The sequence below is a fragment of the Pseudomonas sp. TNT2022 ID642 genome (assembly GCF_028656995.1).
Classification (GTDB): Bacteria; Pseudomonadota; Gammaproteobacteria; order Pseudomonadales; family Pseudomonadaceae; genus Aquipseudomonas.
Genome location: NZ_JAMDGW010000019.1, coordinates 34973 through 50086, shown reverse-complemented (window position 1 = coordinate 50086; position 15114 = coordinate 34973). Strand labels below are relative to the sequence as shown.

General features: G+C 58.3%; 13 protein-coding genes. 2 read left to right on the top strand and 11 right to left on the bottom strand.

Translation table 11 applies throughout. The features are described 5' to 3' along the window. The first annotated feature begins 37 nt into the window (after positions 1–37). The gene (folB, locus tag M5G26_RS18465) at positions 38–394 is read left to right on the top strand and encodes a dihydroneopterin aldolase (protein WP_064390789.1); all 357 of its coding nucleotides are present in this window, start codon (positions 38–40) and stop codon (positions 392–394) included. Beyond that, positions 385–900 (top strand): 2-amino-4-hydroxy-6-hydroxymethyldihydropteridine diphosphokinase, encoded by a 516-nt coding sequence (gene folK, locus M5G26_RS18460; protein WP_273916174.1) that lies wholly within the window; start codon positions 385–387, stop codon positions 898–900. Before folB ends, folK begins: the two co-directional genes overlap by 10 nt. Before the next feature lie 91 nt (positions 901–991). Here folK and M5G26_RS18455 read toward each other — a convergent pair whose 3' ends face one another. The 11 genes from M5G26_RS18455 to M5G26_RS18405 form a co-directional block, all read right to left on the bottom strand. Continuing rightward, complete coding sequence (locus tag M5G26_RS18455) at positions 992–2215, bottom strand: multifunctional CCA addition/repair protein (protein WP_273916173.1); 1224 nt, start codon at positions 2213–2215, stop codon at positions 992–994. A 63-nt stretch (positions 2216–2278) separates the two neighbouring features. Next, a complete protein-coding gene (locus M5G26_RS18450) occupies positions 2279–3841 on the bottom strand; it encodes a SpoVR family protein (protein WP_095122610.1) in 1563 nt (520 codons plus the stop codon). Next, a complete protein-coding gene (locus M5G26_RS18445; RefSeq protein ID WP_007910114.1) occupies positions 3838–5109 on the bottom strand; it encodes a YeaH/YhbH family protein in 1272 nt (423 codons plus the stop codon). The genes M5G26_RS18450 and M5G26_RS18445 overlap by 4 nt, the downstream gene beginning before the upstream one ends. A gap of 121 nt (positions 5110–5230) precedes the next feature. Continuing rightward, positions 5231–7153: a PrkA family serine protein kinase gene (locus M5G26_RS18440; RefSeq protein ID WP_007910115.1), complete on the bottom strand. Its 1923-nt coding sequence runs from the start codon at positions 7151–7153 to the stop codon at positions 5231–5233. A 297-nt stretch (positions 7154–7450) separates the two neighbouring features. After that, positions 7451–7780, bottom strand: a complete 330-nt coding sequence (gene glpE, locus M5G26_RS18435; protein ID WP_016983139.1) for a thiosulfate sulfurtransferase GlpE — start codon at positions 7778–7780, stop codon at positions 7451–7453. 33 nt (positions 7781–7813) lie between these two features. Beyond that, the gene (locus M5G26_RS18430) at positions 7814–8695 is read right to left on the bottom strand and encodes a symmetrical bis(5'-nucleosyl)-tetraphosphatase (protein WP_273916172.1); all 882 of its coding nucleotides are present in this window, start codon (positions 8693–8695) and stop codon (positions 7814–7816) included. Continuing rightward, a complete protein-coding gene (gene apaG, locus M5G26_RS18425; protein ID WP_134178005.1) occupies positions 8695–9075 on the bottom strand; it encodes a Co2+/Mg2+ efflux protein ApaG in 381 nt (126 codons plus the stop codon). Before apaG ends, M5G26_RS18430 begins: the two co-directional genes overlap by 1 nt. Before the next feature lie 113 nt (positions 9076–9188). Further along, the gene (rsmA, locus tag M5G26_RS18420) at positions 9189–10007 is read right to left on the bottom strand and encodes a 16S rRNA (adenine(1518)-N(6)/adenine(1519)-N(6))-dimethyltransferase RsmA (protein WP_273916171.1); all 819 of its coding nucleotides are present in this window, start codon (positions 10005–10007) and stop codon (positions 9189–9191) included. Beyond that, positions 10004–10993 (bottom strand): 4-hydroxythreonine-4-phosphate dehydrogenase PdxA, encoded by a 990-nt coding sequence (pdxA, locus tag M5G26_RS18415; protein WP_273916170.1) that lies wholly within the window; start codon positions 10991–10993, stop codon positions 10004–10006. Before pdxA ends, rsmA begins: the two co-directional genes overlap by 4 nt. Then, on the bottom strand, positions 10990–12306 hold the full coding sequence (gene surA / locus M5G26_RS18410) for a peptidylprolyl isomerase SurA (RefSeq protein ID WP_150693820.1): 1317 nt from the start codon (positions 12304–12306) through the stop codon (positions 10990–10992). The genes pdxA and surA overlap by 4 nt, the downstream gene beginning before the upstream one ends. Beyond that, complete coding sequence (locus tag M5G26_RS18405) at positions 12287–15088, bottom strand: LPS-assembly protein LptD (protein ID WP_273916169.1); 2802 nt, start codon at positions 15086–15088, stop codon at positions 12287–12289. Before M5G26_RS18405 ends, surA begins: the two co-directional genes overlap by 20 nt. Between the last annotated feature and the right edge of the window lie 26 nt (positions 15089–15114).

Sequence of the window (15114 nt, the reverse complement as noted above, 5' to 3'; positions counted from 1 at the left end):
GCGCATTGCGCCCTTGTCGTGCAGCGGAGAAAAGTGCTTGGACAGAGTGTTTATCGAGGGCCTGGAAGTCGACACCGTCATTGGTGCCTACGACTGGGAGCGCGGCATCCGACAGTGCTTGCGACTTGATCTGAGCTTCGCTTGGGACAATCGCCCGGCCGCCGCCGGTGACGACCTGACCCTGGCGCTCGACTACGCCAGCGTTTCCACGCGGATTCAGGCTTTTGCCGAGCAGGCGCAGTTTCAGCTGGTCGAGACCTTTGCCGAACGTCTGGTCGAAGTGCTGATGAGCGAATTCAAAATCACGTGGGTGCGTCTGAAGCTGACCAAGCCTGGCGCCGTTCCGGCTGCCAAGGGCGGCGTGGGTGTGGAGATCGAGCGCGGATGTCGCTGACTCAGGTCTACCTCGGGCTCGGTAGCAATATCGAGCGTGAAACCCATTTGCGCGCCGGTCTTGATGCTTTGGCGACGTTTCTGGTGGATATCCGCTGTTCGGCGGTGTTCGAGAGCGCGCCTGTGGGGATCAAAAGCGGGCCGTTCTTCAACTTCGTGGTGTCGGCGTATACCGATCTGTCGTTGATGGAGCTGGATCGCCGCTTGAAATTCATTGAGGCGGATAACGGACGTTACGCGCCGGATCGCAAGGGCTTGCCGCTGGATATCGATGTGCTGTTGTACGGCGATCAGGTGGGGAATTTCGACGGACTGGTTCTGCCGCGCGCGGAAATCCTGAAAAATGCTTTTGTGCTGTGGCCGTTGTCACTGATTGCGCCGGATCGCGTGCATCCGGGTGTGGGAAAAAGCTTCGCGACATTGTGGGCTGAAGCGCAGATTGATCAGGTGCTGGCACCGGTTGCGTTCGAATGGCGTGGCGCGCAGTTGACCCCGCAGAATCTTTAAAAGCAAAAGATCGCAGCCTGCGGTAGCTCCTACAGAGAAACGCATGTTCCCGTGTAGGAGCTGCCGCAGGCTGCGCTCTTTTGATCTTGCTTTAGCTGTTTTCCTTGTAAGCCTTCAACGCTTTCAGGCGCTCACGCTTCAGCGCTTCGCCCAGTTCCGGGCCTTTGAATCCCTTCTCCAGCAACGGCTGCACCGCGACTTCCCGTGCAGCCTTGGCAGCGCCGCGTAAATATTCGGCCTGTGGATAACTTCTCTGCTCCAGCCCTTTACGGCCTCGGGCGTCCATTTCGCATGCGGCGATAAACTCTTCAAACCGCTGCGGTCGGCGATACACATCAAAGCTCTGCAACAACTCCAGCAGCGTCGAGGCCTTCAACTCCAGCGCCCGGTGGCTGTGGGTGTGGTACTTGCCGACGAGCAAGGCCAACTCCTGACAATCCTTCGGTGCCTTGAAGCGTTCGTTGACCGCTTTGATCAGCTTCAACCCGGTGTGTTCATGGGCGATATGTCGTGGCCACTGTTCTTCCGGGGTCAGGCCTTTGCCGAGGTCATGCAGCAGACAAGCCCAGCGTACCGTCAGCGGTTGTTTGTGCAGCGCTGATTGCTCCAGAACGCTGAGCGTGTGCAGGCCAGTGTCGATTTCCGGGTGATGCGCTTCCGGTTGTGGCACGCCAAAAAGCGCGTCGACTTCCGGCATCAACACTTTCAGTGCGCCACAGTCGCGCAGCACCTGAATGAATACCTGCGGCTGGTCTTCCATCAATGCGCGGGAGATTTCTTTCCAGCTGCGTTCGGCGGTCAGCACTTCCAGTTCGCCGGATTCGCTGAGCTGTCGCATCAATTCCAGCGTCTCTGGCGCAACGGTAAAACCCAATCCGGCATAACGCGCGGCAAAGCGCGCAACGCGTAGAACTCGCAGTGGATCTTCGGCGAACGCCGGAGAAACGTGGCGCAGGATTCGAGCTTCCAGATCGCGCTGACCCTGGTACGGATCGGTCAGATTCTGCTGATCGTCTTCCGCCATGGCGTTGATGGTCAGATCGCGGCGGATCAGGTCTTCTTCAAGCGTCACTTCCGGGCTGGCATGGAAGGTGAAGCCGCCATAACCGCGCCCGCTTTTGCGCTCGGTGCGGGCGAGGGCGTATTCCTCGCCGCTTTTGGGGTGAAGAAATACCGGGAAATCCGCACCGACCGGGCGATAACCCTTGGCGAGCATTTCTTCGGTGGTAGCGCCGACCACGACCCAATCGATGTCAGTGACCGGTTTGCCCAGCAAGCGATCACGTACTGCGCCGCCAACCTTGAAAATCTGCATAAAAAACCTCCGTTAGCCCGACAGGATAACCCTTGCGTCAGACTTTCGGAGGCCGGAACCGGATCAAAGATGAATGACGGCCAGATCAAGCCGACCGTAATCCCCTTCGCTGTGTTCGCTGCGTGGCGGAACGTGATGGGTTTTCATGATCTGATCGCCTTGCAAGGTTTCCAGGTGAATGTCGAAACCCCACAAACGATGCAGGTGTTTAAGTACCTCTTCAGTGGAATCGCCCAGCGGTTTGCGGTCGTGCTGTTGGTGACGCAAGGTCAGTGAGCGATCACCGCGTCGATCGATGCTGTAGATCTGCACGTTCGGCTCACGATTGCCGAGGTTGTACTGCGCAGCAAGGGTTTCGCGAATGATCCGGTAGCCGGGTTCGTCATGAATCGCAGGCACCAGCAAGTCGTCCTTCTGATCGTCATCCATGATGCTGAACAGTTTCAGATCGCGGATCACTTTCGGTGACAGGTACTGCAGGATGAAGCTCTCATCCTTGAAGCTGCTCATGGCGAATTTGATGGTCGACAGCCAGTCGCTCCCGGCAATTTCCGGGAACCAGTGACGATCTTCTTCAGTAGGTTCTTCACACATGCGCCGAATGTCGCGGTACATGGCGAAGCCCAAGGCGTACGGGTTGATGCCGCTGTAATAAGGGCTGTCGAAGCCTGGCTGGAAGACCACGCTGGTGTGCGATGTCAGGAACTCCATCATGAAGCCGTCGGTGACCAGCCCTTCGTCGTACAGGTCGTTCATCAGCGTGTAGTGCCAGAACGTCGCCCAGCCCTCGTTCATCACCTGGGTCTGGCGTTGTGGATAGAAATACTGGGCGATCTTGCGCACGATCCGCACGATCTCGCGCTGCCATGGTTCGAGCAACGGCGCGTGTTTCTCGATGAAGTACAGGATGTTTTCCTGTGGCTCGGCCGGGAAGCGTGCGTTGTCCCTGTCGCTGTACTTGTCCGCGCCTTTGGGAATGGTGCGCCACAGATCGTTGATCTGCTTCTGCAGGTGCTCTTCGCGATCTTTCTGCCGGCGCCGCTCCTCTTCGGCGGATATCGGGTACGGCCGCTTGTAACGGTCGACGCCGTAGTTCATCAGGGCATGGCAGGAGTCGAGCAAGTCTTCCACGGCATCGATGCCGTGGCGCTCCTCGCACTGCATGATGTACTGCTTGGCAAACACCAGGTAATCGATGATCGAGCTGGCATCGGTCCAGGTGCGGAACAGGTAGTTGCCCTTGAAGAAACTGTTGTGGCCGTAGCACGCATGCGCCACCACCAACGCCTGCATGCAGATGGTGTTTTCTTCCATCAGATAGGCAATGCACGGATCGGAGTTGATCACGATTTCATAGGCCAGGCCCATCTGCCCGCGACTGTAGGACTTTTCGGTGCTGAGGAAGTGTTTACCGTAGGACCAGTGGTGGTAACCCAGCGGCATGCCGACCGAGGCATAGGCGTCCATCATCTGCTCGGCGGTGATCACTTCGATCTGATTGGGGTAGGTATCCAGCGCATAGCGGGCCGCGATCCGGGCGATTTCGCGGTCGTAGGTCTGAATCAGCTCGAACGTCCATTCAGAGCCGGTGGAAATGGGTTGGCGCTTCTGCTCTTTGGCGGTCATGTCACTAACCTGCGCTGGAAGAGTTCACGGAAGACCGGATAGATATCTCCGGCCGAGACCAGTTGCTGCTGGGCAAAAGTGTCAGAAAAGGCTTCGGCGATGCGTTCGTACTCGTACCACAAGGCCTGATGTTCGCGCGGGGTGATCTCCACATAAGTGTAGTACTGCACAAACGGCATGATCTGGTTGATCAGGATGTCGCGGCAAATCGGCGAGTCGTCGTTCCAGTTGTCACCGTCGGAAGCCTGCGCCGCGTAGATGTTCCACTCGTTGCTCGGGTAACGTTCGGCCATGATCTCCTGCATCAGTTTCAATGCACTGGAAACGATGGTGCCGCCGGTTTCCCGTGAATAGAAAAACTCCTCTTCATCGACTTCCCGAGCGCTGGTGTGATGGCGGATGAACACCACGTCGATCTTGTCGTAATTCCGTTTCAGGAACAGGTACAACAGGATGAAAAAGCGTTTGGCGATGTCCTTGGTCGCCTGGGTCATGGAGCCGGAAACGTCCATCAGGCAGAACATCACCGCTTTCGAACTGGGGTTCGGTTGTTTGATCAGCAAGTTGTATTTCAAGTCGAACGTATCGAGGAACGGCACGCGATGGATGCGCGCACTGAGTTTTTCGATTTCTGCCTCGAGTTCCTGAATATCGCCGAAGTTGTCCGGCTCTTCGCGTCTCAGACGCTCAAGTTCTTCTTTGACTTCGCGCAGTTTTGCCCGACTGCTGCCGGATAGAGCGATACGCCGTGCGTGCGCCGAGCGCAAGGTGCGAATGATGTTGATGCGTGACGGGTTGCCTTCGTTGCTGATCCCGGCGCGGACGGTTTTAAAGGTGTCGGTACCGCTGAGGTTGCGCTTGACCAGGTTCGGCAGCTCAAGGTCTTCGAACATGAATTCGAGAAATTCTTCCTGGGTGATCTGGAAGACAAACTCGTCCATGCCCTCGCCGGAATTGCCGGCCTTGCCCGGGCCGCGTCCGCCGCCACCTCCCGGCGGGCGGGCGATATGTTCGCCAGCGGTGAATTCCTTGTTGCCGGGATGAACCACGGTCTGCTTACCGCCACGGCCGTGGTGAAGCACCGGTTCGTCGATATCGCGACCGGGAATGCTGATCTGTTCGCCGTGTTCCATATCGGTAATGGAGCGCCGGCTGACCGCCTCTTCGACGGCCTTCTTGATGTGGTCACGGTAGCGCCGCAGGAAACGCTGGCGGTTTACCGTGCTCTTGTTCTTGCCATTGAGACGTCGGTCGATCACATAACTCATAGGAAGCCCTCCGGGCAGCTTCAAGTTGTGAGCCTCAAGCTGCAAGTAAAAGCAGGTTCCCGGGGATCACTGGGTTACGCGCTTTGTTCTTGCAGCTCGTAGCTGGAAGCTTGCTGCTGCTTCACTGCGACTTCCGGACCCGTAGGTACCATTCGGACAGCAGTCGTACCTGTTTGTCGGTATAGCCACGTTCGACCATGCGTGTAACGAAGTCGTTGTGCTTTTGCTGATCCTCTTTGCTGGCCTTGGCGTTGAAGCTGATGACTGGCAGCAGGTCTTCGGTGTTCGAGAACATTTTCTTCTCGATGACCACCCGCAGTTTTTCGTAACTGAGCCAGGTCGGGTTCTTGCCGTTGTTGTTGGCCCGTGCGCGCAATACGAAGTTGACGATCTCGTTGCGGAAATCCTTCGGATTGCTGATGCCGGCCGGCTTCTCGATTTTCTCCAGTTCTTCGTTCAGCGCGACGCGGTTGAGGATCTCGCCGGTTTCCGGATCGCGGTACTCCTGATCCTGAATCCAGAAGTCGGCGTACAGCACATAGCGGTCGAAAATGTTCTGGCCGTACTCGCTGTAAGACTCGAGGTACGCGGTCTGGATCTCCTTGCCGATGAATTCGATATAACGCGGTGCCAGGTATTCCTTGAGGTAACGCAGATAGCGCTCGCGGGTTTCGGCCTGGAACTGTTCCTGTTCGATCTGCTGTTCCAGCACATAGAGCAAGTGCACCGGGTTGGCGGCGATTTCATGCGGATCGAAGTTGAACACCTTGGAGAGAATCTTGAAGGCGAAGCGGGTCGACAGACCGTTCATGCCTTCATCGACACCTGCCGAGTCGCGGTATTCCTGAATCGACTTGGCCTTTGGATCGGTGTCCTTGAGGTTTTCGCCGTCGTAGACGCGCATCTTCGAGTAGATGTTGGAGTTTTCCGGCTCCTTGAGGCGTGACAGAACGGTGAACTGGGCCAGCATCTTCAAGGTATCGGGCGCGCAATGCGCTTTGGCCAGGGAGCTGTTGAACAGCAGTTTGTCGTAGATCTTCACTTCGTCGCTGACGCGCAGGCAATACGGCACTTTGACGATGTAGATCCGGTCGATGAACGCTTCGTTGTTCTTGTTGTTGCGGAAGGTGTGCCATTCCGATTCGTTGGAGTGGGCGAGCAGGATCCCGGTGAACGGAATCGCGCCGAGGCCTTCGGTACTGTTGTAGTTGCCTTCCTGAGTCGCGGTCAGCAACGGGTGGAGCACCTTGATCGGTGCCTTGAACATTTCGACGAATTCCATCAGGCCCTGGTTGGCCCGGCACAGCGCACCGGAATAGCTGTAAGCGTCGGCGTCGTTCTGTGGGTATTCCTCGAGTTTGCGGATGTCGACTTTACCGACCAGCGCCGAGATGTCCTGGTTGTTCTCGTCACCCGGTTCGGTTTTGGCCACGGCAATCTGGTTGAGGATCGACGGGTACAGCTTGACCACGCGGAACTGACTGATGTCGCCACCGAATTCGGCCAGGCGTTTGGTCGCCCATGGCGACATGATGGTGTTCAGGTAGCGCCGTGGAATGCCGAAGTCTTCCTCGAGGATCGCGCCATCTTCGGTGGCGTTGAACAGACCCAGTGGCGATTCGAATACCGGCGAGCCCTTGATCGCATAGAAGGGCACTTTTTCAATCAGTTGTTTCAGCTTTTCGGCCAAAGACGATTTACCACCGCCGACAGGGCCGAGCAGATAAAGGATCTGCTTCTTCTCTTCCAGGCCTTGGGCGGCATGGCGGAAATACGAGACGATCTGGTCGATGCACTCTTCCATCCCGTGGAAGTCTTCAAAGGCCGGATAGCGACGGATCACCTTGTTGGAGAAGATGCGTGACAGCCTCGAGTTGGTCGAGGTGTCGAGCAGTTCCGGTTCGCCGATGGCCAGCAATAGACGCTCGGCGGCGGAAACGTAGGCGCTACGGTCTTTCTTGCACAGCTCCAGGTACTCTTGCAGCGAGAGTTCTTCCTGGCGTGTGGACTCGAAGCGTTGTTGGAAGTGGCTAAAGATACTCATGACGTCACCTCGCTCGATACGTGGAGCCGACGCCGGATCACTCAGTCGATGCTGGCAAACAACCGTTTTGGCAGCTGTTTGTTTACCCCCCAGAACACTTTCACGATCGACAATCGTGAAAGTCACTCCCGATGACCCGTGCGCCGGTGTACCGGCTCTCCCCTGATTTGGATGGCCTGGGCTTAAGGATAGTTGGGAATTCGGGAGGTAAAGGCGAGATACGTAATTAGTTGTGGCAAGACCGTTCGTCTGTCCGCGCAGGCCCACGGCAGCCGGGGCCTGCGCGTGACAAAAAAATTATTCGGCGGTGCCTTGCGCAGTTTCCGCAGGATAAGTCGTACGCCACAGCTCGAAGCCGCCGTCCATGCTGTAGACGTCAGAGAAGCCTTGGCTGATCAGGTACGCCGCGGCACCCTGGCTGGAATTGCCGTGGTAGCAGACGACCACAGTCGGTGCATCAAGGTCGGCGCCTTGAATGAAGGCATGCAGGGAATGATTGTCCAGATGCTTCGAGCCGCTGATATGCAGGGCGGCGAAAGTCGCCGGGTCGCGCACGTCGACGACAACGGCGCCTTGTTCACGCAGGGCCTGGGCCTGTTCCGGGGGGATTCGTTTGAATTCGCTCATGGCGGGTTCCTGTTGCTCGGCTGAAAGCGCAGTCTAACGCGGTGCGCTGACTGGCGAAGTTTGGGGGATAAGTGGTGCGACGGTCGGGGCGAGGCCGCCGTGTTCATCGCATTTGCATGACAGCCGTTCGCCGCTGTCGACATTCATCAGGGTCAGGCTGCCGCCCCAGACACAACCAGTGTCCAGTGCCGAGATGCCTGGCTCATGGATATTGCCTTCGAGTGCCGCCCAGTGGCCGAAGATGATCCGCAAGCTTTTGGTCTTGCGATCCTTGTGCTGGAACCACGGTTTGTAGCCGGGTGGGGCGGTGTCCAGACCTTCCTTGCTCTTGAGGTCGAGTTTGCCTTCGGCGGTGCAGAAGCGCATGCGCGTGAAGTAGTTGGTGATGACGCGCAGGCGGGTCACGCCTTTGAGATCGTTGTCCCATTTCGCCGGATCGTTGCCGTACATGCCGTCGAGGTAAGCGGGGAACAGGTTGTCGTCACGCAAGGCGGTTTCGACTTCGTCAGCGCATTTCAGGGCGCGACGCAGCGACCATTGCGGTGGAATGCCGGCGTGAACCATGGCGACATCGCGCTGCTCGTCGTAGTGCACGAGCTTTTGTTGGCGTACCCATTCCAGCAGCTCGGCGCTGTCCGGAGCATCGAGAATCTCGCGCAAAGTGTCGGACTTCTTCAAGCGCTCGATATTTCTAGCCGCTGCCAGCAGATGCAGGTCGTGGTTACCGAGCACGCAAATCAGCGATTCACGCATGCCATACAGAAAACGCAGGGTTTCCAGTGATTGCGGGCCACGGTTGACCAGGTCACCGACCAGCCACAGTCGATCAAGCTTTGGGTCGAACGCCACTTGCTTGAGCAGGCATTTCAGCGGTTCAAGGCAGCCCTGCAGGTCGCCGACGGCATACGTCGCCATCAGTGCAAAGATCCGGGAACGGCGAGGCGGAACGGCTTGATGATGGCGTCGAAATGTTTGCCATCGTCGGCGACCATTTCGTAGGTGCCCTGCATGGTGCCGACCTTGGTGGTCATCACTGTGCCGCTGCTGTAGGTGTGGCTCTGGCCGGCATCGATCAGCGGTTGCTGACCGACCACGCCTGCACCGCGCACCTCCTCTACATGGCCGTCGCCATCGGTGATCACCCAGTGTCGCGACATCAGGCGCGCGGGCTGCTCGCCATTGTTCTGAACGGTAATGGTGTAGGCGAAGGCGAAGCGGTCGTGCTCGGGTTGCGATTGGTCTGCCAGATAGCGGGTAACGACGCTGACATCGACCTGGTAACGGGAATCGGACATGCAAGAGGCCTTAAACGAAGCGGAACGCGGGGCGTAGCTGATGGGGAATCAGTCTAGGCAAGTATCGGGCAGTAAACCAGAGTGGCGTCCTGCCCGATAGCGTTCATCGTTTATCAGTCGGCGGCGGGGGAGGCCGGGACTTGTATCGCGAGCTGGTCGGCCAGACGTACGAACGCGGCCAGATCCAGTTGCTCCGGACGCAGGCTGCCATCGACGCCGGCGGCTTCGATTTCAGCGTTGCTGAGCAATTGCTTGAGGGTGTTGCGCAATGTTTTACGACGCTGGTTGAAGGCTTCGCGCACGACGCGCTCCAGCAACTTGTGATCCTTGGCCGGGTGCGGCAGTACCGCGTGCGGCACCAGTCGGACGATGGCTGAATCGACTTTAGGCGGCGGATTGAACGCGCCTGGGCCGACGTTGAACAGGTGTTCCACGCGGCAATGGTACTGAACCATGATCGACAGACGACCCCAGTCACCGCCGCCCGGGCCTGCGGCCAAGCGCTCGACCACTTCTTTCTGCAGCATGAAGTGCATGTCGCGAATGATGCTGGCGTTGTTCAGCAGATGAAAAATCAGCGGTGTCGAAATGTTGTACGGCAGGTTGCCGACCACACGCAGACTATTCGGCGCGGCGTTCAGGCTGTTGAAGTCGAACTTCAGTGCATCGCCTTGATGCAGGTTGAAATTGCTCTTGCCGGCAAACTGCTGATTGAGGATCGGGATCAGATCCTTGTCCAGCTCCACTACGTCGAGTTGTGCGCCGGAGGACAACAGGCCGGCGGTCAGTGCGCCCTGGCCCGGGCCGATTTCCAGCAGGCGGTCTTCGGACTTGGCGCTGATGGAGCGCAGGATGCGGTCGATAACGCCAGCATCGTGCAGGAAGTTCTGGCCAAAGCGTTTGCGCGCCTTGTGTTGGTATTGCTCGGTCATAAACGGGTCTCGGCCATCTGGTAGGCGGTTTCCAGGGCGACTTGCAGGCTGCCGGTGTCGATCTTGCCGCTGCCGGCCAGATCCAGGGCTGTGCCGTGGTCGACCGACGTGCGGATGATCGGCAAACCGAGGGTCACGTTGACGGCAGCGCCGAAGCCTTTGTACTTGAGCACAGGCAAGCCCTGGTCGTGGTACATCGCCAGCACTGCATCGCAGTGCTCCAGATATTTGGGGGTAAACAGAGTGTCGGCAGGCAGCGGGCCACGAAGGTCCATGCCCTCGCCGCGCAGGCGCTCTAATGTCGGTTCAATGATGTCGATTTCTTCATGGCCCAGGTGGCCGCCTTCACCGGCGTGCGGGTTGAGCCCGCAGACCAGGATACGTGGCTGGGCGATGCCGAATTTGTTTTGCAGGTCGCTGTGCAGAATCCGCGTCACGCGCTCCAGCCGTTCTGGTGTGATTGCGTCGGCAATCTCGCGCAGGGGCAGATGAGTGGTGACCAGTGCCACGCGCAAACCACGGGTGGCGAGCATCATCACCACTTGGGCGGTGTGGGTCAGGTCAGCGAGGAATTCCGTGTGCCCGGAAAAGGCGATCCCCGATTCGTTAATCACACCCTTGTGCACAGGCGCTGTGATCATTCCGGCGAAGTCGCCGTTGAGGCAGCCGTTACCGGCGCGGGTCAGGGTTTCGAGGACGAACGCGGCGTTGGCCTTGTCCAGCTGCCCGGCGAACACGGGGGCGCTCAGCGGAGTATCCCAGACGTACAGACTGCCTGCGGGTGCTGGAGCATCCGGCCAGTTGCCAGGCGCAACATCCAGCAAAGTGACAGCCAGCCCCAGCTGCGCGGCCCGCTCTAGGAGCAGGTCACGGCTGGTGATGGCAATCAGGGGATGTGGCTGGGCTTGCGAGGCGAGCAGCAGGCACAGGTCGGGACCGATGCCGGCTGGTTCGCCGGGTGTCAGCGCGAAACGCTGGGGTTTCACTGCGCTGCCTGGTCTGCACCAGGGAGTTTGATCTCTACGTACGCTTCGTCACGGATCTGACGCAGCCAGGTTTGCAGCTCTTCGTCGTATTTGCGGTTACGCAGTACGGTCATGGCTTGCTGCTCGCGGGCCTGTTCGGTGCTGTCGGTGGCGCGACGGCCAAGGACTTCCAGAACGTGCCAGCCATATTGAGTCTGGAATGGCTTGGACAGCTGACCTTGTGGGGTCTTGGCCATCACCTCGCGGAATTCCGGTACCAATGCGTTCGGGTCGATCCAGTTCAGGTCGCCGCCGTTGAGAGCGGAGCCCGGATCTTCAGAGTAGCTTTTCGCCAGAGTGGCGAAGTCTTCACCGGCCAGGATGCGGTCATACAACGATTGCACCAGGGCTTTGGTCTTGGCTTCGTCGCGAATCGGGCTTGGCTTCACCAGAATGTGGCGAACATGCACTTCGTCACGCATCTGCGCTTCGCCACCACGTTTGGCCAGCAGCTTCAAGATAATGAAACCGCCCGGAGTGCGTGCCGGCTGAGTGATGTCGCCAACGGCCATGCTGCTCAACTCACGGTCGAACGGCGGTGGCAGTTGTGCGGCTTTACGCCAGCCCATGTCACCGCCTTCCAGAGCGTTGTCGCTGCCGGACTTGGCAACGGCCATCTGACCGAAGTCGGCGCCTTGCTTGAGCTGTTGGTAAACCTCCATGGCCTGACGGGCAGCACTCTGAATCGCATCAGAGTTGGCGCTTTCCGGCGTCGGGATCAGGATGTTGGCCAGGTGCAGTTCTTCGGACAGTTGCATTTTGCCCAGGTCGGATGCGAGGAAGTTCTTCACTTCCTGCTCGGAGACCTGAATGCGCTCTGCCACGCGGCGCTGACGCACACGGCTGATGATCATTTCGCGCTTGATCTGGTCACGGGCGTCGTCGTAGGACAGACCGTCGCGAGCCAGAGCGGCGCGGAACTGCTCAACCGACATGTTGTTGCGCTGGGCAATGGTGCCGACCGCCTGGTTCAGTTCTTCATCGGTGATGCGGATGCCGGAGCGGTCGCCGATCTGCAGTTGCAGGTTTTCGACGATCAGGCGCTCGAGCACCTGTTGATCCAGTACGCCAGGAGGCGGCAAGCCGCCGCCACGCTTGGCGATGGTCTGCTGCACTTCGTGGACGCGCTGGTCCAGTTGGCTCTGCATGACCACATCGTTGTCGACGATCGCTACCACTTTGTCGATGGACTGTACTGCGGCGTTGGCCGCAGTACCCAGGAACAGCGCGCCCAGCATCAGCGGGCGCAGACAATCAGAAAGCTTGGTCTTCACGTTCACGATAACCTTGAATGCCTTTGTCGAGGAAGCTCTCTACCTTGGCGCCGGTGAGGCCGCCGAGTCCCTTCAGAACAATTTGGAGGAAGACGCCATGGTCGCCTTTTTCGTTTTGCGGAGCTTCCTGGCTGAACTCGTCATAGGAAACCCAGTAACGGTTGATCAGGCGCAGTTTCCAGCAGCAGTTGTCGTACTCGAAACCACCGAAGGCTTCCAGGGTACGGTTACGGTTGTAGTCATACTGCCAGCGGCTGATCGCGTTCCACTGCGGAACGATCGGCCAGATGACCGAGAAGTCATGCTGCTGGATCTTGTAGTAGTCCTTCACGTAGCCAGGTGTGCCTGGTGTGCCGTAGTCACCGCCGCCCACCGACCATTTACCGGTGTTCTGGTCGTAACGAACCTGGTCGTTGCGATAGCGATAACCGGCGTTGATAACCTTGTTCGGGTTGTCTTCAGGCTGGTAGTGGAACATCGCGCTGCCGGAGCGTGGGCTGCGGCTGTCCGGATCCCAGTTGTAGTCGGCCGTGGTGCGCCAATCGCGGTTCCAGCGGTATTCGTATTCCAGTGCATATGGCGAAACGTTGGATTTCGCGTCGTCACGGGTTTTGGCATCGATACCTGGCAGTTGAACTTCGCGATCCTTGAAGTACAGAGCCTGGCCGACACTGATGCGTTGACGTTCGAAACCGTCGTCTTCAATCCAGCGGCTGGTCACGCCCAGCGACAGCTTGTTCTCGTCGCCGACACGGTCGGAGCCGGAGAAACGGTTGTCGCGGAACAGCGAGGCGTAGTTGAAGGTGTATTCGCTGGTGTCGAATACTGGAATGTCTGTCTGGTCTTTCTCGGGTACATAGAGGTAGAACAGGCGAGGTTCCAGGGTCTGGCGATAGTTCTTGCCAAAGAACGACGTATTGCGGTCGAAGTACAGACCGCTGTCGATGCTGGCAATCGGTACGCCACGATTTTGCGAGCTGCTGAACGACTCGCCAAGTGCGGAAGCATTGTTGCGGTTGGTCACGAGGTCATCTTTACCCTGACCATCGAGATCCAGTTGATACTGGGTGTACTGATACTTCAGCGACGGCTTCAGGAAGCCATAAGTCCAGTTCATCGGCAGGCTGACACCCGGCTTGAGATTCAAGCGGTCGCCATTGGCACGTGCCAGACCCGTGATGTTGTTGTCCAGGCGCGACTCGGTAGTGACGCCGTCTTCCTGCACAAAAGTGCCACTTCTCAGGTCACGGTCGAAACGGACAAGCTCGGTCTCGTAATCGAAATTCAGACCTTCCGGGTGATACGGCAGTTGACCATTGAAGGTGATCTGCGGCAGACGGCCATACGGCGTGATGTTCGAAACCGTAGCCAGTTGGTACTGCTGAGCATTCAGACGAGCCGTGTAGCTGTCACCACGATAGGTAACCGAACCCTGCTGGTTGACGAAGTCTTCGGATTTCACGCCAATCTGATCGGTCTGCAGATCCTGGAAGTAATAAGGATCGCTGATCTTGGTGTAGTCAACCTGGGTGAGCACGCGGGAGTCGAGACCGCCCTTGTGCTGCCAGTTGTACATGTAGCGAGTCTCGCTGTAGTCGGACTGACGCTTGCGATCATCGTCCTCGTCATTGAGATAAGCGGCACCAAACTGACCTTCACTCGACTTGGTCAGGTAACGGAACTCACCTTCCACCAACATGCCACGCTTGCTCATGTAACGCGGGTACAACGTGGCGTCGTAGTTCGGCGCCAGGTTGAAGTAGTACGGCGTGACCAGCATGAAGCCGGTGTCGCTGCCGCTGCCAATGGTCGGCGGCAGGAAGCCCGACTGGCGACGGTCGTCGATCGGGAAGTAGATGTACGGCGTGTACAGAATCGGGATGTCTTTTACGCGCAGCGTCACGTTGGTCGCGGTACCGAAGCCGGTGGCCGGGTTCAAGGTGATGTTGTTGCCCTTGAGCTGCCAGGCATTGCTGTTCGGTTCGCACGTGGTGTACGTGCCGTCCTTCAGACGGATGATCGCGTTCTCGGCACGCTTGGCGTACAGCGCGTTACCGCGGATACGCGATTTGTGCATCACGTATTCGGCGTTGTCGACCTTGGCTTCACCGGTGTCGAGCTGCACGTCGGCATGGTCGCCAACGATCAGCGCGCCGTTGTCACGGATACGCACATCGCCATTGAGTTCGGCGCGGCTCTCGGCCTGATACAGGCTGGCCTCGTCGGATTCGACCTGCATGCTGCCCTGACGCAGGACGACATCGCCGGCCAGCGTACCGACTTGATCATCGGTGTTATAGCGCGAGGCTTTTGCGCCGATAAAGGTCGGAGCATCGCTTTTATTCGTCTTGTCATTCATGCCAGGACGAATCGGTTCGATATAGGCACCAGAGCAGTAAGGCCCGGTCTCGGCCAATTGAGCGGCGGTGAGCTTCTCGCGCGGAACCCAGTCGAGGTGACTGAAGTCTTCGCTACGGGATTTCAAACCGCGGCCCTTGGCTTCGGTGACGAGTGCCGTTTTCGGGCCAGTGTCGGTAGTCGAACCGTTCTCGGTTGGCGCTTCGCCAGCGGCGCTGACGGCACTGCCGTCATGCACTGGACGCGGCGGCAACGCAGCAGCCGGTGATTTGGGCGCACAGTCCCAACCACCCGAAGCCGAGACGGAGCAGTCATACTGCTCGGCGGCAACAACGAATTGACTGGCCAGAGGTTGCATAGCCAGCAGACTGCCGGTTACCAACAACGGAAATTTTTTACGAAACGCGGGGGATTTCAATGCCATCTTATTAGTCCGGGCTTCCTGCGTGC

What these genes read in the sequence shown, in the direction of transcription:
- folK (WP_273916174.1), top strand. Translation starts at nt 385, where the DNA reads ATGTCGCTGACTCAGGTCTACCTCGGGCTCGGTAGCAATATCGAGCGT.
- M5G26_RS18455 (WP_273916173.1), bottom strand. Translation starts at nt 2,215, where the DNA reads ATGCAGATTTTCAAGGTTGGCGGCGCAGTACGTGATCGCTTGCTGGGC.
- M5G26_RS18450 (WP_095122610.1), bottom strand. Translation starts at nt 3,841, where the DNA reads ATGACCGCCAAAGAGCAGAAGCGCCAACCCATTTCCACCGGCTCTGAA.
- M5G26_RS18445 (WP_007910114.1), bottom strand. Translation starts at nt 5,109, where the DNA reads ATGAGTTATGTGATCGACCGACGTCTCAATGGCAAGAACAAGAGCACG.
- M5G26_RS18440 (WP_007910115.1), bottom strand. Translation starts at nt 7,153, where the DNA reads ATGAGTATCTTTAGCCACTTCCAACAACGCTTCGAGTCCACACGCCAG.
- glpE (WP_016983139.1), bottom strand. Translation starts at nt 7,780, where the DNA reads ATGAGCGAATTCAAACGAATCCCCCCGGAACAGGCCCAGGCCCTGCGT.
- M5G26_RS18430 (WP_273916172.1), bottom strand. Translation starts at nt 8,695, where the DNA reads ATGGCGACGTATGCCGTCGGCGACCTGCAGGGCTGCCTTGAACCGCTG.
- apaG (WP_134178005.1), bottom strand. Translation starts at nt 9,075, where the DNA reads ATGTCCGATTCCCGTTACCAGGTCGATGTCAGCGTCGTTACCCGCTAT.
- rsmA (WP_273916171.1), bottom strand. Translation starts at nt 10,007, where the DNA reads ATGACCGAGCAATACCAACACAAGGCGCGCAAACGCTTTGGCCAGAAC.
- M5G26_RS18405 (WP_273916169.1), bottom strand. Translation starts at nt 15,088, where the DNA reads ATGGCATTGAAATCCCCCGCGTTTCGTAAAAAATTTCCGTTGTTGGTA.